This window comes from Flavobacterium lindanitolerans (genome assembly GCF_002846575.1).
Lineage (GTDB): Bacteria > Bacteroidota > Bacteroidia > Flavobacteriales > Flavobacteriaceae > Flavobacterium > Flavobacterium lindanitolerans.
Window position 1 is genome coordinate 2036372 of the sequence record NZ_PJND01000007.1, and the last position, 20491, is coordinate 2056862.

16 protein-coding genes and 4 tRNA genes are annotated in these 20491 nt (G+C 37.3%); 11 read left to right on the top strand and 9 right to left on the bottom strand.

Annotated features, from left to right (window positions below):
• The 3 genes from B0G92_RS09070 to B0G92_RS09080 form a co-directional block, all read right to left on the bottom strand.
• A complete protein-coding gene (locus B0G92_RS09070; RefSeq protein ID WP_056070980.1) occupies positions 1–2391 on the bottom strand; it encodes a 3-hydroxyacyl-CoA dehydrogenase/enoyl-CoA hydratase family protein in 2391 nt (796 codons plus the stop codon).
• A gap of 9 nt (positions 2392–2400) precedes the next feature.
• Positions 2401–2874, bottom strand: coding sequence for a MarR family winged helix-turn-helix transcriptional regulator (locus tag B0G92_RS09075; protein ID WP_056070982.1), 474 nt, complete (start codon positions 2872–2874; stop codon positions 2401–2403).
• Positions 2875–3090: 216 nt separating this feature from the next.
• On the bottom strand, positions 3091–4662 hold the full coding sequence (locus tag B0G92_RS09080; RefSeq protein WP_101471872.1) for a Na+/H+ antiporter: 1572 nt from the start codon (positions 4660–4662) through the stop codon (positions 3091–3093).
• Between the two features lie 142 nt (positions 4663–4804).
• On the opposite strand from B0G92_RS09080, the gene B0G92_RS09085 reads away from it, so the two are divergent.
• The 3 genes from B0G92_RS09085 (at position 4805) to B0G92_RS09095 (ending at position 8057) form a co-directional block, all read left to right on the top strand.
• On the top strand, positions 4805–5911 hold the full coding sequence (locus tag B0G92_RS09085; protein WP_101471873.1) for a helix-turn-helix domain-containing protein: 1107 nt from the start codon (positions 4805–4807) through the stop codon (positions 5909–5911).
• A 74-nt stretch (positions 5912–5985) separates the two neighbouring features.
• Complete coding sequence (locus B0G92_RS09090) at positions 5986–7389, top strand: carcinine hydrolase/isopenicillin-N N-acyltransferase family protein (RefSeq protein ID WP_101471874.1); 1404 nt, start codon at positions 5986–5988, stop codon at positions 7387–7389.
• A 173-nt stretch (positions 7390–7562) separates the two neighbouring features.
• Positions 7563–8057, top strand: a complete 495-nt coding sequence (locus B0G92_RS09095; RefSeq protein ID WP_101471875.1) for an SRPBCC family protein — start codon at positions 7563–7565, stop codon at positions 8055–8057.
• Positions 8058–8148: 91 nt separating this feature from the next.
• Here the strand turns inward: B0G92_RS09095 and B0G92_RS09100 are convergent, their stop codons facing one another.
• The 4 genes from B0G92_RS09100 to B0G92_RS09115 form a co-directional block, all read right to left on the bottom strand.
• Entirely contained in the window at positions 8149–8982 is an 834-nt protein-coding gene (locus B0G92_RS09100) for a helix-turn-helix domain-containing protein (protein ID WP_101471876.1), read from the bottom strand.
• 47 nt (positions 8983–9029) lie between these two features.
• Positions 9030–10052, bottom strand: a complete 1023-nt coding sequence (locus B0G92_RS09105; RefSeq protein ID WP_101471877.1) for a helix-turn-helix transcriptional regulator — start codon at positions 10050–10052, stop codon at positions 9030–9032.
• A gap of 385 nt (positions 10053–10437) precedes the next feature.
• Positions 10438–10800: a VOC family protein gene (locus B0G92_RS09110; RefSeq protein ID WP_218971849.1), complete on the bottom strand. Its 363-nt coding sequence runs from the start codon at positions 10798–10800 to the stop codon at positions 10438–10440.
• 4 nt (positions 10801–10804) lie between these two features.
• A complete protein-coding gene (locus tag B0G92_RS09115; protein ID WP_101471878.1) occupies positions 10805–11008 on the bottom strand; it encodes an ArsR family transcriptional regulator in 204 nt (67 codons plus the stop codon).
• A 229-nt stretch (positions 11009–11237) separates the two neighbouring features.
• Here B0G92_RS09115 and B0G92_RS09120 point away from each other — a divergent pair, with 229 nt between their 5' ends.
• The 8 genes from B0G92_RS09120 (at position 11238) to B0G92_RS09150 (ending at position 17869) form a co-directional block, all read left to right on the top strand.
• Entirely contained in the window at positions 11238–12659 is a 1422-nt protein-coding gene (locus tag B0G92_RS09120) for an RtcB family protein (protein ID WP_101472061.1), read from the top strand.
• Positions 12660–13830: 1171 nt separating this feature from the next.
• A tRNA-His gene (locus B0G92_RS09125) sits at positions 13831–13904 on the top strand.
• A gap of 5 nt (positions 13905–13909) precedes the next feature.
• A tRNA-Pro gene (locus tag B0G92_RS09130) sits at positions 13910–13981 on the top strand.
• A 10-nt stretch (positions 13982–13991) separates the two neighbouring features.
• Positions 13992–14064, top strand: a tRNA-Leu gene (locus tag B0G92_RS09135).
• 105 nt (positions 14065–14169) lie between these two features.
• Positions 14170–14490 (top strand): hypothetical protein, encoded by a 321-nt coding sequence (locus tag B0G92_RS09140; RefSeq protein WP_056071011.1) that lies wholly within the window; start codon positions 14170–14172, stop codon positions 14488–14490.
• Positions 14491–14662: 172 nt separating this feature from the next.
• A tRNA-OTHER gene (locus tag B0G92_RS16680) sits at positions 14663–14779 on the top strand.
• A 242-nt stretch (positions 14780–15021) separates the two neighbouring features.
• Positions 15022–17262, top strand: coding sequence for a hypothetical protein (locus B0G92_RS09145; protein WP_101471879.1), 2241 nt, complete (start codon positions 15022–15024; stop codon positions 17260–17262).
• Positions 17263–17320: 58 nt separating this feature from the next.
• Positions 17321–17869, top strand: a complete 549-nt coding sequence (locus B0G92_RS09150) for a 3'-5' exonuclease (RefSeq protein WP_101471880.1) — start codon at positions 17321–17323, stop codon at positions 17867–17869.
• Positions 17870–17931: 62 nt separating this feature from the next.
• Here B0G92_RS09150 and B0G92_RS09155 read toward each other — a convergent pair whose 3' ends face one another.
• Both B0G92_RS09155 and B0G92_RS09160 read right to left on the bottom strand, forming a co-directional pair.
• Positions 17932–18381, bottom strand: coding sequence for a VOC family protein (locus B0G92_RS09155; RefSeq protein ID WP_101472062.1), 450 nt, complete (start codon positions 18379–18381; stop codon positions 17932–17934).
• 216 nt (positions 18382–18597) lie between these two features.
• Positions 18598–20376 carry an AMP-dependent synthetase/ligase gene (locus B0G92_RS09160; RefSeq protein ID WP_101471881.1) on the bottom strand — a complete coding sequence of 593 codons (1779 nt, stop codon included), beginning with the start codon at positions 20374–20376 and terminating at the stop codon, positions 18598–18600.
• Positions 20377–20491 lie beyond the last annotated feature (115 nt).

The window sequence follows — 20491 nt, forward strand, 5'->3', positions numbered from 1 at the left end:
TTAGTTTCTCAATGGTTTCCCTTTGGTCAGCATGTACTGGATTCTTTCCAAAGTTTTTCTTTCGGTACATAATGATAAAAAGGCTTCTCTTTCAATATCCAAAAGATATTGTTCAGTAACCAATGTTGGTTCAGACAAATCACCTCCAGCCATAACATAGGCCAGTTTGTTGGCAATTTTCTTATCGTGTTCAGAAATGTAATGCCCGGCTTCCATACTGTCTGTTCCAACCAGAAACATTCCCAGTGCCTGTTTTCCCAAAACTTTTACATCCTTGCGTCTTACAGGCTGTGTATATCCGGCTTCTGCCATAATCAGGGCGTGTTTCTTGGCTTCCGCAATCTGGCGGTCTTTATTTACAACCACTACGTCTTTTCCGTGCTGCAGGATGCCTAAGTCATAAGCTTCATAAGCCGAAGTTGAAACTTTAGCCATAGCAACCGTTAAGAAATATTCCTGAAGTACATTTAATTCTACGTCATTTTTTCGGAAAAGGTCAGAAGCTCTCAAGGCCATTTCTTTAGAACCACCTCCACCAGGAATAACACCTACTCCAAACTCTACCAAACCAATGTAGGTTTCTGCCGCTGCAACGACCTTATCTGCGTGCATGCTCATTTCACAGCCGCCTCCTAAAGTCATTCCGTGTGGTGCTACCACTACAGGAACACCGGAATAACGAACACGCATCATAGTGTCCTGAAATAATTTGATAGCCATATTCAGTTCGTCATATTCCTGCTCAACAGCCATCATGAAAATCATTCCGATATTGGCACCCACAGAGAAATTAGCCCCCTGGTTTCCAATAACTAATCCGTTATATTCTTTTTCAGCAAGGTCGATGGCTTTATTAATTCCCTGAAGTACGTCACCACCAATAGTATTCATTTTGGACTGGAATTCCAGATTCAGGATTCCATCGCCCAAATCATGAATAACAGCTCCGCTGTTGCTCCATACCTTTTTGCTTTCGCGGATGTTGTTCAGTAGGATAAAAGCATCCTGTCCCGGAACTTTTTTCTGGGATTTGGAAGCCCTGTCATAAAAATAAGTCGCGCCATCTTTGATGGTATAGAACGATTTATTTCCGGATGCCAGCATTTCTGTAACCCAGGCTGCCGGTTCGTGTCCTTCGGCTTTCATCAGTTCGATTCCTTTTTCAACACCAATAGCATCCCAGATTTCGAATGGGCCATTTTCCCAACCAAAACCGGCTTTCATGGCATCGTCTATTTTATAGAAATCTTCAGTAATTTCAGGAACTCTGTTGGCTACATAGGCAAACATTCCGGCAAAATTCTTTCTGTAAAATTCTCCTGCCTTGTCTGTTCCTTTTACCAGAACCTTAAAGCGGTCAATTGGTTTATCAATTGTTTTTGTGAGTTCCAGAGTTGCGAAAGATGCTTTTTTAGGCGCTCTGTATTCTAAAGTATCTAAATCAAGCGATAAGATGTCTTTGTCTACTTTCTTATAAAAACCTTGTCCGGTCTTGCTTCCCAACCATTTGTTTTCCATCATTTTGCTGATGAATTCCGGTAGTTTGAAGAGTTCGTGGGCTTCATCATTCGGAACTCCTTCATAAAGTCCGTTGGCTACATGCACTAATGTGTCAAGCCCTACAACATCTACGGTCCTGAACGTAGCTGATTTTGGCCGGCCAATAACCGGTCCGGTCAATTTGTCTACTTCTTCTATGGTAAGGCCAAGCTCCTTGACCTGATGGAAAAGGCTCATGATACCGAAAATTCCGATACGGTTTCCAATAAATGCCGGAGTGTCTTTGGCTATGACCGATGTTTTGCCTAAGAATTGTTCTCCATAATTATTCAGGAAATCCAATACTTCTGTTGAGGTTTTTGGACCTGGTATGATTTCAAAAAGTTTAAGATATCGTGCCGGATTAAAGAAATGCGTTCCACAGAAATGTTTCTGGAAATCTTCGCTTCTTCCTTCGCTCATAAAATGAATCGGGATTCCGGAGGTGTTTGAAGTAATTAAGGTGCCCGGTTTTCTATATTTTTCAATTTGTTCGAAAACCTGTTTTTTGATATCAAGTCGTTCTACAACAACCTCGATAATCCAGTCGGCTTCTGCTATTTTTGACAGGTCGTCTGTAGTATTTCCGGTAGTTATCCTGTCGGCAAATTTTATATTGTAAATAGGCGAGGGCTTCGATTTCAAGGCATTCGCCAAGTGTTCGTTTACGATTCGGTTTCGGACTACTTTGCTTTCAAGCGTGAGTCCTTTTTTTTGTTCTGCTTCGGTTAATTCTCGAGGAACAATATCAAGTAAAAGTACTTCTACTCCGATATTAGCGAAATGACAGGCAATACCTGACCCCATGATTCCTGACCCTATGACAGCAACTTTTTTAATCAGTCGTTTCATTCCTTACTATTATTTGTTTGTTGTTTGCATCTGTTTTTCTTCGGGTATGTCCGAGAAGATATTTTTGTCTGCGATTAGTGTATTGATAGTTTCAGCCACTTCAATAAAATGCAGCAGTTTTTCTTCCGGTATATGTTCCCTTATTTTTTCATTAAATTTAAGTACGGTGTTCTTAGAAAGCTCTCTTTTTTCTTTTCCGAACTTTGTAAGATGAATCAATACGCCACGTCCATCAACAGGATTTTTCTTTCGGGTTATCAATCCTTTTTCTTCCATCGATTTCAGTGTCCGGGTAAGGCTTGTAGGCTCCATACCCATTTTAGGACCTAAGGTTGTTGATGGTGAACCTTTATCTTTGTCAAGGCTTAGCAAGGCAAATCCTGTGGCCATAGTGGCACCATATTTTGCGGCTTCTTCATTATACATTCTGGAGACGGCTTGCCAGGTCGCTCTTAGTATATAGTCTATAGTTTTATCTTTCATAAAGTATTAGGTTATTTCAAATATACAAAATAAAATATTATGCACGCATAGTAAATGAGTTTATTTTTATTTTTTAACAGAAAAAAAATGATTTTAAACTTTTTCTAACTTTTACGCAATGTTCAATAAAGCTCATCAGGCATGAGGTTTGATTTGGATAAAAGCATAAAAAAAGCCAGGCTACCCTGGCTGATTTATTTCTTTTATTGATACAAATTATTGAAATGACATTTTTTCTTCTTCAATGTCTAATCGGCGTAAATGCCTGCGCACGACTTCTTCATTGATATGATGGTCCTGATTCCAATCACGAAGCCACTGCCGTTGCTGGTCGAGTATAGAAAGATACACCGTTTTACATTCGACTATCATTGAAGCATCGTCCGGCAGATAGTTAGCGTCTTCCCATTTGCGGGCCATTTGTTGTAAAACAGCCTGTTCTTCGAGTTCTTTTGAAAAGTTACTTTTTAAATGTTCCAGACTTTGCTGCGTAAGCTTTTTATACATTTGATGGTACGATTCTTCATCGCTTAACGGATGGTCGTATTCCGGCAGGTTAAATTTCCGGATAATGAATGGTAATGTAAGTCCTTGCAATACCAAAGTAAGCAGGATGACTACAAAAGTGATAAACAGTATAAGGTGACGTTGCGGAAAAGGCATGCCGTTATCCAGATGAACCGGAATCGACAAGGCAGCTGCTAATGACACCACGCCTCGCATGCCCGCCCATCCTAAAACGAAGGGACCTTTTATGCCAGGATTTCTTGTTTCGGCTACGGTAATAAAATTACGGGCAATCAATGTGACAATAACAGCGCCATAAGCACAGAGAATCCGTACAACAATAAGTACACCTGTAATCAGTACTCCATAGCCTATAGCGGTTGAAAGGCCTATAGCACCCAAACCGTCCACAATTTCAGGAAGTTCAAGCCCGATAAACATGAATACCAGTCCGTTGAGCACAAATACTAAGGATTCCCAAAAATTTACGGCCCGTAATCGGCTGCTGCTGGATAAAAACTGGTGACTTCTTTTAGAAAGAAATAAGCCACCACTAACAACAGATAATACACCGGAACTATGCAGTTCTTCCGCAAGCATATACATAATATAAGGAGCCACTAGTGTCAGTACTATATCCATATTGACATCTGTTGGCAGGAGCTTGTGTACTTTGAAGAATACAAAAGCTATAGACACGCCAATAGCTACTCCACCAAATACCATCCAGCTAAAATTGATGGCGGCTTCCTGTAATACGAACTGTCCCGTCCCGATAGCTATCAGGGCAAAACGGAAAACAATTAAGCTGGATGCATCATTGAGCAGACTTTCGCCTTCAAGCATGGAGGCCAATCGTTTGGGTACTTTTACAAATTTCAGAATGGCGCCAACACTCACGGCATCCGGAGGTGAAACAATACCGCCCAAAAGAAAACCAAGCGCCAGGGAAAATCCGGGAATAAAATGATTGGAAACAACTGCAACAACAAGAGCCGTAAGAAAAACAATCAGAAAGGCGAAACTGCCAATAATCCTGCGCCATCGCCAAAGCTCTTTCCATGAAGTAGACCATGCCGCTTCATATAAAAGCGGTGGCAAAAAGATAATAAAGATTAATTCGGGGTCAATTTTGACTAATGGAATACCCGGAATAAAACTGATGGCAAGACCTGCCAATACCAATAGGATAGGATAAGCAACTTTGATTTTGTTGGCCAGCATTACTAAAAAAATAATGGCTAGGATAACAGCAAGATAAAAAGGAAATTCGTGCAGCATTGGGTTTGTTTTGATACAAATATATAAATTTTGATAAGCCACATACATTAGCATGAAAGTATGTTAATAGTGGTAGTTATGTTTTTTAAGAATTAATAATGTTTTCATAGATTTGAGAGTCGAAAAACTAAATTTTTTCCAAATGAATCTTGCCCTAATGTATTTTTCTACGGGATCGTGCTTCCTTCTGAGCTTTTTGCTTTTTTTTCATCCATTGAAACAAAACAGCAAAGCAAATAGATGGCTTGCCTTTTTTGTAGTCCTTATGGGCAGTTCTTTTTTAGGAATCAGTTTTGGAGAAGCAACCGGTTATCTGATTCTATTTCTAAATGCAATACAATTTCTGATGGCGCCAAGCCTTTTGCTGGCAACACTTTATTTTGTAAATCCGACCAAAACTCTTACACCAAAAGATGGGCTGCATTTTTTTCCTTTTCTATTCTATGTACTTATTGAATGCTTTCTTTTTTCTGGTGACGGAAGCCTGATAAGACAAAAAATGTTTAGCATTGGATATGCCGATTTCCTTGTCCGTGATTTGTTGCCTGTACAGCTGTTGCTATATATTGGTTTGAGTTATTTTGCCTTAGCACGTCACGAAAAGAACCTACGATTGATAACAGCCTCTGTCAAAGAAATCAATCTCGAGTGGCTCCGGTATTTTTTACTGATTCTGGCTCTTGTTTTACTATTCTGGATAAATGATGCTTTGGTAGGAATGTCTTTTATGCTAAAAGTAATGCCAGTAGCCTATGCTATCTCTGCTTTTTTTCTGGCGTATTTTTCGATCAGACAGCGAACCATTTTCGCTTTTGACAAAAAAGAGTTGCAGGACATTTCAGAGCTTTTTGAAACACCACAAAATGACGATTCAAAAAAATCGGCGCGTTTGGAAAAAAATGAAGTTGAAATACTATCGGAACAACTCGACAGACTGATGACGGACGAAAAGATTTTTTTAGACAATGAATTAAGTCTCCCGATTCTGGCTGACAAACTCAAAATCAGTATTCATGATACTTCTTATCTGATTAATGAAGTAACAGGCAATAATTTTTACAACTACATCAATAGTAAAAGAGTTGAAGAAGCAAAACGGCTACTGTTGTCTGACAAGTCAGAAGGACTGAATATGTTGGGTATTGCCTTTGCTTCGGGTTTTAATTCAAAGACCACTTTTAATACGGCTTTTAAAAAATGGGCTGGTTTGTCACCCAGCCAATATCAGAAGCAAAATATAAAGAAATAAATCGGTTCGGCTGGATAAACACGAACAGGCAGGTATATTTTTCAGGCTAATTTTGGCCTTTTAAACTCCTATTTATGAAATCCACTCTATTTTTTTTAGTACTCATTTTTTTCGGCATAGAATTATCAAATGCCTGTACAATTTTTATGGCCAATGACGGACGAAACGTCTGGATTGGAAACAATGAAGATGAAGATACTTCTCTTTCTTATCGGTTATGGTATTTTCCCGTTTCAGGGAAATCATACGGTTATATGATTTGGACGGAATTATCGGATGATGAAAAAATAAATGGTCTGATGTATAAAAATCCGCAAGGCGGTATGAATGAACATGGCTTGTTTCTGGATTATACGGCAATTGATGCAATAGCTGTTTCTCATGACCCTAAAAAGAAAAATAGGGAAGAAGAAGTAGTTACCTATATCCTGAAAAACTGTAAAACTGTCAAAGAAGCCCTGAAATTTATTTCAAAATATAACCTGGTACGATTGACGGGAGCCCAGCTTTTTATTGGTGATGCCAATGGTGATTATGCCACTGTTCACGGAAGTTTTATTGAGACGAAAGCAACTGACAACTTTGCTCTGACTAATTATTGCATTAAAAATGGGCATTATGAAACATGCTGGCGCAGAGATGTAGCCAATGATTATTTAAAGAAGAAAGGTACTTATGCTTTGCAGGATATTATCACTATCCTCCAACGAACGGCTCAAAAGAAACCAAGTAATACTATAACCAATTATTCTATGGCTGTGGAGTTAAAAAAGAAAAATTTTCACCTGTACTATAAAAATGATTTTAAAACGCCAGTTGTTATTTCATTGGCTGAAGAATTAAAAAAAGGAAAACATTTTCAGGATATGGCTACCTATTTCCCTAAGAGTATTTATCAGATAATAATTGATAAGTATAGTACAGATGGTATTGATGGTGCTATTTCAGCCTATGATTCTTTACGGCAAAATCACTCAAAAGAATACAATTTTAATAACCATGAAGTAATTGAACTGGCAATACAAGCCATAGCGATTGGTAAGGCAAATGATGGTATCCGTTTTCTTGAATGCCTAAAAAAATATGAACCTGAGAATAAAGAAATTGATACATGGCTGGGTGTTGCTAATAGAAAAGAAGGACGATTAGAAGAAAGCAATCACTATTTTACCAAAGTTTTTGATAATGATCCTGAAAATTATGTCGCCACTTTATTTGGAAAACAACAGGACCAAACTGTAATGTTTCAAATGAACGATTTTGAAGGAGCAGAAGAGGTCTTCTTATCAGGTGATTTCTCCGAATGGAAACCAATATCAATGCAGCGGATAAATGACCGATGGGCATGTACAGTCACGCTTCCAAAAGGAGAATACCATTATAAATTCATTGTCAATGGAATTTATTTAGCGGATCAGCTTAATTTATTATACACAGGCTCCGGGCCTTACATTTACTCTATTCTTTACGTTTGGTAACTCATTTTCATTAGTATTGTTCAAAAAAGCACTAAAATATTTTGTGCAACCAAAAAGTTGCTTATATTTGCAACTGAATGGTTGCTAATAAATAATAGAATAAAGCAATCTTCTAAATTTTGTATAAAGTGTTTTGCTAACTGGATAATATTGAATAACTTAAATCAAAAAAAATGGGACACAATCTTTTAATGAATTTTACCGTTGATAAGGAAAATAACAAAATCAGGGTAGAAAGAGAATTTGCAGCAACCCGTGACAGAGTATGGGCTGCCTGGACCAAAAGTGAACTTTTAGACCAATGGTGGGCACCAAAACCATGGAAAGCGGAAACTAAGGCCATGGATTTCAGTGACGGAGGATTTTGGCTTTATGCTATGGTTGGTCCAGATGGTTCAAAACATTGGGCAAGGGCAGACTTTGAAAAAATCAGGGAATTGGAAAGTTTTTCTACGTTTGATGCTTTCTGTGATGAAAACGGAACCGTAGATACCAGTTTCGAAAGGTCGTTCTGGACTAATACATTTAAGGAACAATCCGGCTCAACGATTGTCAATATCGAAATAGTGTATAAAAGTTTGGAGGACCTTGAAAAGATAATAGCAATGGGCTTCAAAGAAGGATTTACTGCCGGATTGGAAAATCTGGATGCGCTTTTGGCATCGTAATACGATTTTTTATAAAGCATATCATAGGCTGCCAATACCAACCGGCAGCCTTTTTTATATGTTTCTAAGTTTAGTAAAAAACTTTTGCTCCTTATAGAAACAGCCAGTTTATCGTGGCATTTTCCTGTAAAGAAACCGACTTAAAAAATGCTTTGGGAGCTAATCCCGTAAAGGCTTTAAAATCTTTGATAAGGTGTGACTGGTCATAAAAAGAGCTGTCGTAATTCAAGGTTCCTTTGTTTTTATCGTTATTGGCAAGCCCGGTATTTTTAGCCATCGTTTCCCTGAATCGTTGGATTTTTCTAAATTCTGAAGGTGTCTTGCCTAAATGGATATGGAACTGTCTTGCAATATTTTGCCGGCTCGTGTGGTGTTTTGCTGCAAGCTGTTCAATAGAAGCTGCTTCAGCATTTTGTGTCAGTTCCAGCGCCACATCCTGTATTAAAGGATTTTCAAAACCGATTAGTTTGGATAGCCAGTATTTTTCAATCTGGTTTCGCTGTTCTTCCATGTTACTTTCATTTAAGATTGATTTAAAGGTCGTTTCATAATCTTCGAAAGGAATAAAAGAACTGGAATAGTTTTCAAGATAATATTTCAACTGTTTTGGAATAAAGGCATTCAGTCCTAATGGCTTGAAGTAAAAAGTAATTTCTCTGATTTTACCTTCATAATGTATTTTGAAAGGTTTTTTATAATGGCAGATAAGTGTGGAAATAAAAGGAACTCCTTTTTTTTCTTTGGCAAAAGCACCATTATTATCCATCACTAATCGGGTATTGTCAAGCACGGATACAATACTAAAATTGTTTGGGAAAGTAAAATACTCCACAGTAGGTTCATTTCTTTCTTTTTCTAAGAAATAATAACCTTCGAGATATTGGGAAAGGAGTTTACTTTTGGGCTTGAAATACTGTAGCTGCATGATGCTAAGTTCTGTTTTTATCTGATATAGACGATAGGTGTTGGGATTTATTTAACGGGCAAATCGTATTTTCTCAATGCCTTTTTATGTTTGTCACTGATTCGCTGTCTTAGGCTTTCGGGTGCCAGTACTTCAATTCCTTCCCCAAATCCCATAATCAGTCTTTCGAATTCGTAATTGATTTTTAACATCAAGCTGATTACAATGCTTCTGTCTTCCCGATGTTCTTCTATCTTTTGGGAGTGGTGGAATGGTTTTGTTATTACATACGGTGCATTATCGGAATCTATCCATAAACGAATAGTTCTGACTCGCTGTCCCTGGTTGACCGTAACACCAATGACATCTTTATAAAAATTTTCGGCATTGAAATTTTCTTCCGCATACGGATGAGCAAAATCAAAATCTACTGCCTCAATGCGGTCTAATGCCAGGTTAACAATAGGCTGGGATACTTTTTTCTTACCAACCAGAAACCAGCGGTTGTTGAATTCCTTTAATATATATGGATGGAAGATAAACTGCTGTGGTTCTCTGGATTTGAACGATTTATAATTAAGTACTACTACAACTTTCTTAATAATGGCCTGGTAGAGTATGTCAAGAAAATGCAATCCTTTTAGGTTTTCGTTTTTGTCCAGATAAATAACGGGTTGCGTATGCGATTTCTCCGCATAAATCTTATCTTCAAGACGCTGTAATATATCGGATACATCGCTGAACAAAGAAAAATCTTTAAACTGTTTGAGCATGGAAACGGTTTCGGTCAATACATTGATATCTGTTTCAGTTAATGGGATGTCGGTAATAGTATATTCTTCGTCTTCATATTTGTAATACTTTTTGTCATAGACGACAATAGGCGCATTGTAGCCCAGTTTTTCACTTCGCATAAGCTGGATGTCGAGTTGTGTTGTCCTCTTGCTTACGGAACTTTCTTTGCCTTCATATTCAAACAATGCTTCAGAACAGGCTTCCATTAAATCTTCCAGAGTCCATTTCCTGTACTGGTTTTGCAGGCATTTGTCAATGGTTTTATAACGGATAAGAGCATTTTTGTTTTGAGACATTTTTTCAGATTTTAAATAGAAAGTGACAAAGAGGCATTTATTGGTTTAATCAAAAATAAAAATTCCTTTTTACTGCGCAAAATAATTGCGTAGGAATACTGTCATCTTTGTACTATCAAAATGGCCTTGTAGCTTAAAGGGAAAAGCCTGTGGCAAAATTTACTGGCCATTGAGTTTACGGATATTCTGGTTAGACCTGCGCGGACTAATGGGTAGAATTTACAGAAGCACCGAAATCGTGAGGGAAAGTAGGGAAGCGTATTTGCAGCCGTAATGCCCGAGAGGGAATGTGAGTTCGAATCTCATCAAGGTTACATTCAGAAACCAATCAGAATCATTTTGATTGGTTTAGTCTTTTAAGTTGTATTGTTTCGGATTTATTTTTTCATTCCTTTTTGTTTAGCTTGGAATAATCGGTTAATCCTAGTTTATTGCCAAACGGGTCGTTAAATTCTACGGCCAAGCCGGTCATTATTTCAAATGGTTCGCTCAAAAACGTTATTCCTTTCTGCTTTAGAATCTCGTAGGCTTCCTGTACGTTATCTACAGTAAACCAAATAGCCGGTTTTGCATTTTGCATAGTACTTACAATAATTGCCGGCTCATTTTGACCTACTTTAAAGGCTGTCATACCTTTATCTGAAAAATCAAACTTAATCTCAAGTCCGAGTTTGTCTTTATAGAATTCCTTTGCCTCATCAAGATTTTTGGCAGGAAGAAAAAAATTATCGAAGTCACTTATATTCATAAAATCAAGATTTAATTTGTGATAGGTCAATGCCTAATTTTGTAAACTGAAGTATTCCTATATCAGTGATATAAAAATTTTTGTCATCCGGTTTTTCCTTTGCTAACCAGCCCTTTGCTATAAACTGTTCTAATAAAAGCATTCCAAGCTTTCCTCCAATATGTTCGTAACATTTCTTGGCTGGCTTTCTGTCTAATGTTTTGTCCATTTTCTTATTTTTAATTTATTTCCAACTGTTTTTTCTCTTTAATATTAGGATTGTTATAATCAAAATTAAATAAAGTTTAAAAATAGAAAAGTGATATTAGTCATACTTTTTTATATCCTTTTATTTTGTATAGAATCAACAATTTAAGCAGTAAGATAACAAAAAAAATAACTGCGCAAAATAATTGCGTACTTTGATTTCAGCTTTGTACCATCAAAAAATGGAAAACATGAAAACACCAATCAACGGAACCGATTTGCTGGAATTAGGATACCCTCAGGGAAGCGTCATCGGGATTGCTTTAAAAGTAAACAAAAAGAGAACTGGCCATACAAAAGAGCAGATGCTGGAATTGTATAAAAAAGTACTGGAGACCCCGGAGGAATATATAGACGATGCGCTTTTTGGGAGACTGGCTACTGCATTAATCGAAAAGTTAGCAGAAAAACCAGAAGATTTTATTGCCCTGAATCCAAACCCAAAAGCTTTTTCATCTTATGGATTAGACCATATTGAAGCAGGTGCTATTGAACAGATGAAAATTGCTATGCAATTGCCTGTTACGGTTGCAGGTGCCCTGATGCCGGATGCACATCAAGGCTACGGACTACCAATTGGAGGTGTATTGGCTACGCAAAATGCTATTATTCCTTATGGAGTAGGCGTGGATATTGGTTGCAGAATGGCCTTGTCGGTTTATGATATTCCGGAAGCATATTATTATGAGAACGAACATAAATTTAAGAGAGAACTGATAGCCCATTCTAAATTTGGAGCCGGACATGGTTTTCAGGGACAATACAGAGCAGACCATGCCGTATTGGAGAATCCTAATTTTGAAAGCAATCCTTTTATCAAAAATTTAAAAGATAAGGCCTGGTCACAATTGGGTTCTTCCGGAGGAGGAAACCATTTCGTAGAATTTGGTATTTTAGAATTTGAATCGGATGATGCCGTTTTAGGTATTTCTAAAGGAAAATATGTTGCCTTACTGACACATTCGGGTTCCAGAGGTTTTGGAGCAACTGTTGCCGGGCATTATACTAAAATTGCAAAAGAACTGTGCCCGTTACCGGAAGTGGCGAGAAACCTGGCTTATCTGGATATGAATTCAGAGATAGGACAAGAATATTGGATAGCTATGAATTTGGCGGGAGATTACGCTTCGGCTTGTCATGAAATCATCCACAACAAGATGCAGCAGGCATTAGGTGCTGAGGTATTAGCGAAAGTGGAGAACCATCATAATTTTGCATGGAAAGAAATCTGGAATGGGGAAGAAGTTATCGTTCATAGAAAAGGAGCGACTCCGGCCGGAAAAGGCGTGATGGGAATCATACCGGGAAGTATGACCGCACCGGGATTTTTGGTTAGAGGAAAAGGAGAAGAAAATGCCATCAATTCGGCTTCGCATGGTGCCGGACGACAGATGAGCAGAGGTCAGGCTTTTAGGACGATTACCAAAATTGAGATGCAGGCCGTCCTAAATCATCATGGCGTAACGCTAATTGGTGCCGGGTTGGATGAAGCGCCAATGGCCTATAAAGATATTAATCAGGTTATGGCATCACAACAGGAACTGGTGGATGTAGTAGCGAAATTTACCCCTAAAATGGTACGTATGGCAGACGATGGAAGCAGAGAAGATTAAAAATAGCAGGCAATTTTTAGCCTGCTATTCTTTTATAAATTTGTTTTTCCAATGACCTTATTTTCTGAAAAGCGGTTTCATGAGGTGTAACGAAATGTATTAAAGTTGAAAGATTACTTACTATGATTGATAAAATACTAGATCAACCCTGCCAGAGTATCCAAATGAAAAAAAAGCATTAGAAACTTTGATTAATATCCGGAAAAACTTGTATTCCTGAATCGTATATTTCCTTACAAACTATCACTATTTCAAAAAAACAATTACATTTGCCCTCGAAATGAATACAATATACCAACATAGTGCTCCGTCATTCAGACTTGTAAGCGATCACAATGGAGCTAAACTTCAGGCGAGGCGCCAGGGATGTGGTATGTATTGTAAAGATTTCAAGTACAATTTGTAATTGGTAAATCCAAAACTATATAAAAAGCGTCCTGACATCAGGGCGCTTTTTTGTTTTACCGCTATTTTGAAAACTGATAAGACAAATCAGGAAAGGTTTTGGAAATAAAAAAAACAATTAAAATGATAAAAAAACATGTGTTTTTCAAGACACAGCCTAAAAAAAGTAAAAAATGTTTCATGCCTGATATAAAAAATAGAAAATAAAAATTGGAAACTAACCAAATGAGAGACAGTCATTTGAATATTTCAAAATATCTGCTTCATAGCGGACAGGATTTCTTTTGTTTTAATTTAGTTTAACTATTTGATTTTCAATAAAATAAATTTAAAAATAATTTGTAAGTTTGATTTTTTCGACTTTATCTTTGCCGAAGAAAAAATTAAGATTTAAGATATGACAACTATAGACTATCAACTAACAGCTATCAACTATAAAGAAGTGTTTGCTTTTAGACGACATAACACAGATATAGCTTTCCCAAGTCTCGATAGCCGATTTTATAAAACACAGGTGTATAATCATTACAGGCTGATAGGATAATCTTATCCTGATAGTATGATATGAAGCACCTTTAACGAGGTGCTTTTTTTATGCCTAAAAGAGATGGGATAGACCTTCTGCCTTCTAAGCAGGCGGTCGTAAGTTCGAATCCCATCGTGGTCACATAAGTTCTGGAAAGGAACTGGCTCATTGGGGTTACTGGCTAACCTTCCCGACTGTCTCTTGGAGAAAGTTGCAAGTAATCTGATATGAGCCGAAATGGTGCTTTTAGTTTATTAGGTAAAACCTCAGATTGTGGTTCTGAAGAACAGGGTTCGATTCCCGAAAGCACCCCAAAAAACTGGGAAGATAACGGAGGTTGTTTGCCCGCCTTGGACGCGGGAGGTCGCAGGTTCGAATCCTGCTTCCCAGACATATTAATTGCAGGAATGGCGGAATGGTATACGCGGCAGATTTAGGATCTGTTTTTTGAGAGTTCGAATCTCTCTTCCTGTACAAAAGGAATAGTAGTGTATGTGGTATGCACGTTAGTTTGAAACACTAAAGGTATTCGTTCAACTCGAATCTGTTCCACAATGTTTAATTTCAAGAATGATAATTATGAGACAAGACATCTTAAAAAGGTTTTTGACCAATACGGACGAAACAGGGCGGTTCCTGATGAAATCCAGGATAACCGGTATTATTTATTTTGTTGAGCCTATCTATAACGGAAAAACACCGGAATGGGGTGACCTGGATCCGGCTACAAAAAAGCTCACAGGTAATTATGGTTCCAAATACACAGGAGCGGTTACCAAAAAAGAGTCGCTCATAACTGAAGAAAATGGCTTTGTTAATATAGGCTATTTCAAAGGAAGTCCTTTTGGAGCAATCGAACAAAGAGACCGGGAACATCAGAAAAGACTGGGACTTTTATAAATTAAATTCACTGCGCAGAATAATTGCGCAGTGGTTTTGAAATCTTTGTCACGTAATAAAACAACAGGTTCATTGAAATATAAAATAAGTTAGCAAGGTCAAGCGTGAGTTACTTCGAATAACCTTCCAAGATAACACTTGCCCAATTACCGGCTAACTTTTTTAAAATTATGGGGCAGTAGCTCAGTGGTAGAGCAGGTCAGTTTTTGAATTATCTGAAAAGGTCAACAAAAACTTACTTCTTACACTTTTGATGTCCATGTCGCGGGTTCGAATCCCGCCTGCTCCACAAATTAACGGTCAATAAAAACTTACTTCAGAAAATTGGTATTCCGGTTCGAATCCGGCAAGTTTTTAAATCACCATTAATTTAGAAGGTCAAGATTAGCTTACTCCAGGGGATGCCCACCAAATTACATTGACATAGCTAATCCATTATCTTCAAAATAAAATAAGGTCAAGTGTTTCTTACTTCAAAACTCTTTTAGGTAGAACCAGAAACACAATTATCTAATTTAAACCAAAAACAAAATGAAAACAAAAGAACTATTAAAAATCAGTTTGCGCCAAAATGCAATCTTTATTCCGAATGAATTAATAGCAAACAATAATAAAATATTGTCTGCTCCAACTGCAGTATTATCTGCGAATGTCTCGAAACTGGGATTCACTTTTTCAGAAACTTTATTACATGGTTTGAATAATGCTAACCCAAGCTATAAAATAGAAGTTTTAGAAACTTTAAAAACAGTTTTAGGTATCGATAAAAACTGGACTCCGTTGGTTAAGGAATGGAATGTTCCAACCGGTGAATCTACCTTTGATCATATTGTTGCGATGATTGCTAATGTTTTCAAGACAAACAAAGGAACTACTTTGCAATGCGGCCACATCATTCCAAACAATACTTTTCCCTTAGAAAGATACAATGGATGTCCGTTTTGCGGTACTCCATTTGAATTCGGTACTATTGAAAACTTTGAACAAGGAAGCAAATTAAAAGTATTGGAATTGTGGACAGAAAAACAATTGAATGATTATTTCTATTCGTTACTGCAATCTAAGACAGCACTTGACGCTACTCAAGTGGAAAGTCTGAAAGTATTGCTTCATTATTTGCCTTTGCCAAAAGTTGAAATCGGAATAAAAGAAACTTTGGTTTTAGTAATTGATACTCTGATTGAGGAAGATAAAGAAGAAAAAGCAGTCCTATATTTCAAGTCACCAACAGATATCCTACGATATTTATGGTTCAAGAAAACAGGTTTTCTACAAATCATAGAGCCTAAAACCATCATAAAAAGAGTTGAAGAAACCGGAAAGCATATTTTTTTACCGGCAGATAATAGCGCGCAATCTAAATTGATTGCCAAAAAGGATTTGAAGCTTAAATACTCTCGAAAAGAATGTATGATGGTAGCTAATTGGTTAAACAATCTGGATATGGATGTACAGGCCATGTGTGAAACCATGCATCCTAAAAGAGGAATGTGGATCCGTTTTATCAGGGCTTTACGTTTGGCAGAATATAGTAAGAGAAAAGACTTTGAAAAGCTAAGCGAATTGTTGGATGTTTTCTATAACCAAACTTATGATGTTTGGCAGGCAGACGTAAACCGTTACCGCTTAAAAATGGATGCCGAAAAGACATTTGCTTTGTTGAAGCAACGTCCGGGTCTGTTTGCACGTTCTTTATTCTCAAATATGCTGTGGTTTGGTTCAGACGAAACAATTGCACACTTTACGGAAATTATTGATAAGATTCCTGCAAGGTTGCTATTCACACTAAACATGTATGCCCAAAATTATTTTGATAAAAACATACAAAGAAGCGTAAAGCCATTGGGGGGAACTAATAAAAGAATTAAAGCCAATGGATTATTGAATCTATATGATGAAAAACAATTAGAGGCAATGAAAAGCCAGATTGAAGAGTTGTGTATTCTGGCAATGAAAAAAAGATTTGCTGCTGTTGCAAATAATAACAAGACGATGTATATCGCCCCGCAATTATTCAACATTCCTATTTCTATTGGAGATAGAAGTGATACGGTTCAGGATTTGCCTGTTGCCTTGATGGGTACACGTTACCCGGTTGAAGGTAATGAAGTGAGGTTGTTCATGCAATGGGGTAAAGATTTGCCTGCCCAGCATTTGGATATGGATTTGAGCTGTTATATTGCTTATGAAAACAACTTTGATATGTGCTCGTTCAGCAGATTAAATACAATCGGCTGCAAACATAGCGGGGATATCAGGAGCATACCTAATAAAATTGGTACAGCAGAATATATCAACATCAATATTGATGAGCTGAAAAAGGCAGGTGCAAAGTTTGTAACCTTTACCTGTAATGCTTATAGCAATGGAAGCATTACTCCAAATCTTGTTGTGGGATGGATGAATAGCAAACATCCGATGAAAATATCGGAAAGAACCGGTGTGGCTTATGATCCGTCTTGTGTTGACCATCAGGTAAGAGTAACTCAAAACGTGGCTAAAGGTTTGGTTTTTGGTGTGCTGGATATTGCCAAAAAAGAAATCATTTGGTTAGAGATGACTTTTGGAGGTCAGCTTGTTCAAGGTTTGGACTATAAAGGAGTTCAGGCATTATTATCAAAATTGAGCAGTAAATTAAATATTGGTAGTTTGTTGCAGCTTAAAGCAGAAGCCCAGGGTTTAGAAATTATAGAATCCTTAAATGCGGACGAAGTTTATGATGCTCAATGGGCGATAAATGCAGCTGCCGTGACGCAGTTATTAATAGATTAAATCAAAACCACGAATTTTATTTTCAATGAGTTCGTGGTTTTTAAAAAGTAAAACAAAAATGAAAACAACAGATAAAATTATAATTATAGACCTTGAAGCGACGTGCTGGAAAGGTAAAATTCCCGATGGGGAAGTTAATGAAATTATAGAAATAGGCTTGAGCCTGTTAAACACGGTTACAGGAGAAATTTCTAAAAATCAGGGTATTTTAATCAAGCCACAGCGTTCCACAGTAAGTCCGTTTTGTACGGAGCTTACAACAATAACCCAGGATTTATTGGATAAGGAAGGTGTATTGTTTGAAGAAGCAATTGAAAAGCTTATTGACGAATACAATCCGGATTTGTATACCTGGGCGAGCTATGGCCAATATGATTTAAACATGCTCAAAAGACAATGCATGTCCTTTGGCGTAAATTATCCAATGAGTAACGACCATATTAATGTGAAGGTTTTGTTTGCCGAAACAAAAGGACTGTCAAAACCAACAGGCATGAATGGCGCTTTGCATATTCTTGAAATACCACTTGAAGGAACGCACCACAGAGGTATTGATGACGCAAAGAATATTGCTAAAGTATTGCATTGGTGCCTTAAAAACCAATAATAAAAATAACCATGAATCATCCCGATTCATGGTTATATATTTAAGCACTATTTATCGGTTTATTATTTCTTCAATTCCAGCCATCTATCATACGACAAAACTCCTAATTCAGGCTGTCCGTTTCCTTCCAGAAGCGATATGAATTCCAATTGGTTTCCGTCAGGGTCATTGAAATAAATAGCCAGTGCCGGCATCCAGGCAAAAACCATAGGTTCTGATGAGCCGTTTTTAAGGAAATTATAAGGCTGGAGCTGGTTGTTCTTTAAAAAGCCCTCTGACTGTTGTAATATAAATTCAATATCACAGGTAAAAGCAAAATGTCGTGTCTGTAAAGATTCCTTTTGCTCCCAAAGTCCCAGCATGGCTTTTTTTCCTTCACCAATCCAAAGGAAGGCTATGGGTCTGGTTTCATCATAATGAGCCAATTGTAATCCCAGTGTTTCGGTATAAAATTGGACTGCTTTTGTCAGGTTACTGACTTGAATATGGGTTTCGTATAGTCCGGTTATCATAAGAATAGTAATTTTTAGATAACCAAAATTAGCCATTCTTAAAGGCATTAAAAGAACTTTGTTATAATAAAAGTTTATAGGACTATTGTGTAAGATTAATTGATTATCTGAAACCTTATACTAAAAACTAATCTCAATAAGTTTATGTTTTTTGCTAATAATAATCCTTCACTAAAACAAAAAACCGCAAACTGAAAATTTGCGGTTGTACTATTTTTAAGCATCTCTGTATATTTTATCATACAAATTCTGGTATTTTTCCTTGACGTTTTTACGTTTTAATTTTAAAGTAGGGGTAAGTTCTCCTCCGTCAATCGACCAAACTTCCGGCGTCAGTTCAAATCGCTTTATCATTTCCCAGTGCCCGAATTTTTTGTTGATGTCATCCACTTCTTCCTGAAAACGTTTCTTGACTTCTTCGTTGGCAACAATCTCTTTGTTTGTGGAGCCAATAGACAATCCTTTTTTAGCAGCCCATTGTTTTACGAAGTCAAAATCAGGCTGTATGAAAGCGCCCGGCATTTTTTCACCATCGCCAATAACCATAATTTCACCAATAAAGCGGGACTGTTTCATTGCATTTTCAATTAATTGGGGTGCGATGTATTTTCCTCCTGAAGTCTTGAACATTTCTTTTTTCCTGTCGGTAATTTTCAGGAAACCGTCTTTATCAATCAATCCAATATCGCCTGTATAGAAATAGCCGTCTTTGACTGCCTCGGCAGTTTTCTCCGGGTCTTTATAATAGCCCATCATTACGTTTGGACCTTTACAAAGGATTTCACCGTCTTCTGCAATCTTGACTTCCACATTATCAATCACTTTGCCTACGGTTCCTATTTTGAATCCGTGGTTACGCATATCGTTTACAGCAATTACAGGAGAAGTTTCGGTTAGTCCATAACCTTCCATAACAGGAATTTGTGCAGCAGCAAAAACTCTTGCCAGCCTTGGTTGTAATGCAGCACTACCGGAAACCATCAGTTCAAGATTGTTACCCAGACCTTCTTTCCACTTACTGAAAATCAGTTTTCTGGCAATTCCCAATTGGAATTCATACCACCAGCCATTTTTTCCGTAAGGCTCAAATTTCAGTCCAAGCTCAATCGCCCAGAAAAATAGCTTTTTCTTGATTCCGGTAAGTTCGGCACCTTTGGCATAAATCTTATCATATACTTTTTCTAAAAGTCTTGGGACAGCTGTCATAACATGCGGTCTCGTTTCTTTCAGGTTATCGCTTAATTTGTCAATCGATTCGGCAAAATAAATTCCCACACCATAATACTGGTAGAGATATACAACCATTCTTTCAAAAATATGACAGATAGGAAGGAAGCTCAACGCTTTACTTTTTCCGGCTTGAAACGGAATTCTTTTTTCGCTTCCCAATACGTTGGAAACAATATTTTTATGAGATAGCATTACACCTTTCGGTTTTCCGGTAGTTCCTGAAGTATAGATGATTGTTGCCAGGTCTTCAGTGGTTACGGTTTCTTTTCTGGCTTCGACTTCACTCTGATTGCTTTCGTCTTTACCTAATTCCAGTAATTCTGTCCAGTTTTTGCATCCGGAGATGGTATTAAAGCAGAAAACTTCTTTTAGATTGGGAACGTTATTTTTAATAGCATTTACTTTCTTTAGAACTTCTTCATCAGAAACGATGCAGTAAATAGAACCGGAATGATTCAGGATATACTCATAATCTTCTTCAGAAATAGTAGGATATATAGGAACATTTTGCGCTCCGGTTTGCAGAATCCCAATGTCTACAATATGCCACTCGGTTCTGTTGTTTGATGAAATGACCGCAATCTTATCATCTTTTTGTACTCCCATTCTCAAAAGGGCTCTTGAAATGGCGTTTGCTTTTGAAATATATTCGTCAGTAGAAGTCTTCACCCATTCTCCATCATACTTTGTAACCAACGAATCGGGAATGCTGTATTTTTCCTGTTGATGGTAAGGAAAATCAAACAAGCGTGTTATTTTGTTCATTGAGGTAAATTTTATCTGCAAATTATAAAAAATATATTAAGAATGCCAATATTTTCAAATAGTGATATACTATTTTAATATAAGTTTAGTAATATGTCTTTATTGTATGTCTTAT

Excerpts from the sequence above, each read along its gene's own strand:
- B0G92_RS09160 (WP_101471881.1), bottom strand. The coding sequence starts at position 20,376 with ATGAACAAAATAACACGCTTGTTTGATTTTCCTTACCATCAACAGGAA.
- B0G92_RS09145 (WP_101471879.1), top strand. The coding sequence starts at position 15,022 with ATGAAAACAAAAGAACTATTAAAAATCAGTTTGCGCCAAAATGCAATC.
- B0G92_RS09080 (WP_101471872.1), bottom strand. The coding sequence starts at position 4,662 with ATGCTGCACGAATTTCCTTTTTATCTTGCTGTTATCCTAGCCATTATT.
- B0G92_RS09120 (WP_101472061.1), top strand. The coding sequence starts at position 11,238 with ATGAAAACACCAATCAACGGAACCGATTTGCTGGAATTAGGATACCCT.
- B0G92_RS09100 (WP_101471876.1), bottom strand. The coding sequence starts at position 8,982 with ATGCAGCTACAGTATTTCAAGCCCAAAAGTAAACTCCTTTCCCAATAT.
- B0G92_RS09110 (WP_218971849.1), bottom strand. The coding sequence starts at position 10,800 with ATGAATATAAGTGACTTCGATAATTTTTTTCTTCCTGCCAAAAATCTT.
- B0G92_RS09085 (WP_101471873.1), top strand. The coding sequence starts at position 4,805 with ATGAATCTTGCCCTAATGTATTTTTCTACGGGATCGTGCTTCCTTCTG.
- B0G92_RS09090 (WP_101471874.1), top strand. The coding sequence starts at position 5,986 with ATGAAATCCACTCTATTTTTTTTAGTACTCATTTTTTTCGGCATAGAA.
- B0G92_RS09150 (WP_101471880.1), top strand. The coding sequence starts at position 17,321 with ATGAAAACAACAGATAAAATTATAATTATAGACCTTGAAGCGACGTGC.
- B0G92_RS09140 (WP_056071011.1), top strand. The coding sequence starts at position 14,170 with ATGAGACAAGACATCTTAAAAAGGTTTTTGACCAATACGGACGAAACA.
- B0G92_RS09155 (WP_101472062.1), bottom strand. The coding sequence starts at position 18,381 with ATGATAACCGGACTATACGAAACCCATATTCAAGTCAGTAACCTGACA.
- B0G92_RS09105 (WP_101471877.1), bottom strand. The coding sequence starts at position 10,052 with ATGTCTCAAAACAAAAATGCTCTTATCCGTTATAAAACCATTGACAAA.
- B0G92_RS09070 (WP_056070980.1), bottom strand. The coding sequence starts at position 2,391 with ATGAAACGACTGATTAAAAAAGTTGCTGTCATAGGGTCAGGAATCATG.
- B0G92_RS09075 (WP_056070982.1), bottom strand. The coding sequence starts at position 2,874 with ATGAAAGATAAAACTATAGACTATATACTAAGAGCGACCTGGCAAGCC.
- B0G92_RS09115 (WP_101471878.1), bottom strand. The coding sequence starts at position 11,008 with ATGGACAAAACATTAGACAGAAAGCCAGCCAAGAAATGTTACGAACAT.
- B0G92_RS09095 (WP_101471875.1), top strand. The coding sequence starts at position 7,563 with ATGGGACACAATCTTTTAATGAATTTTACCGTTGATAAGGAAAATAAC.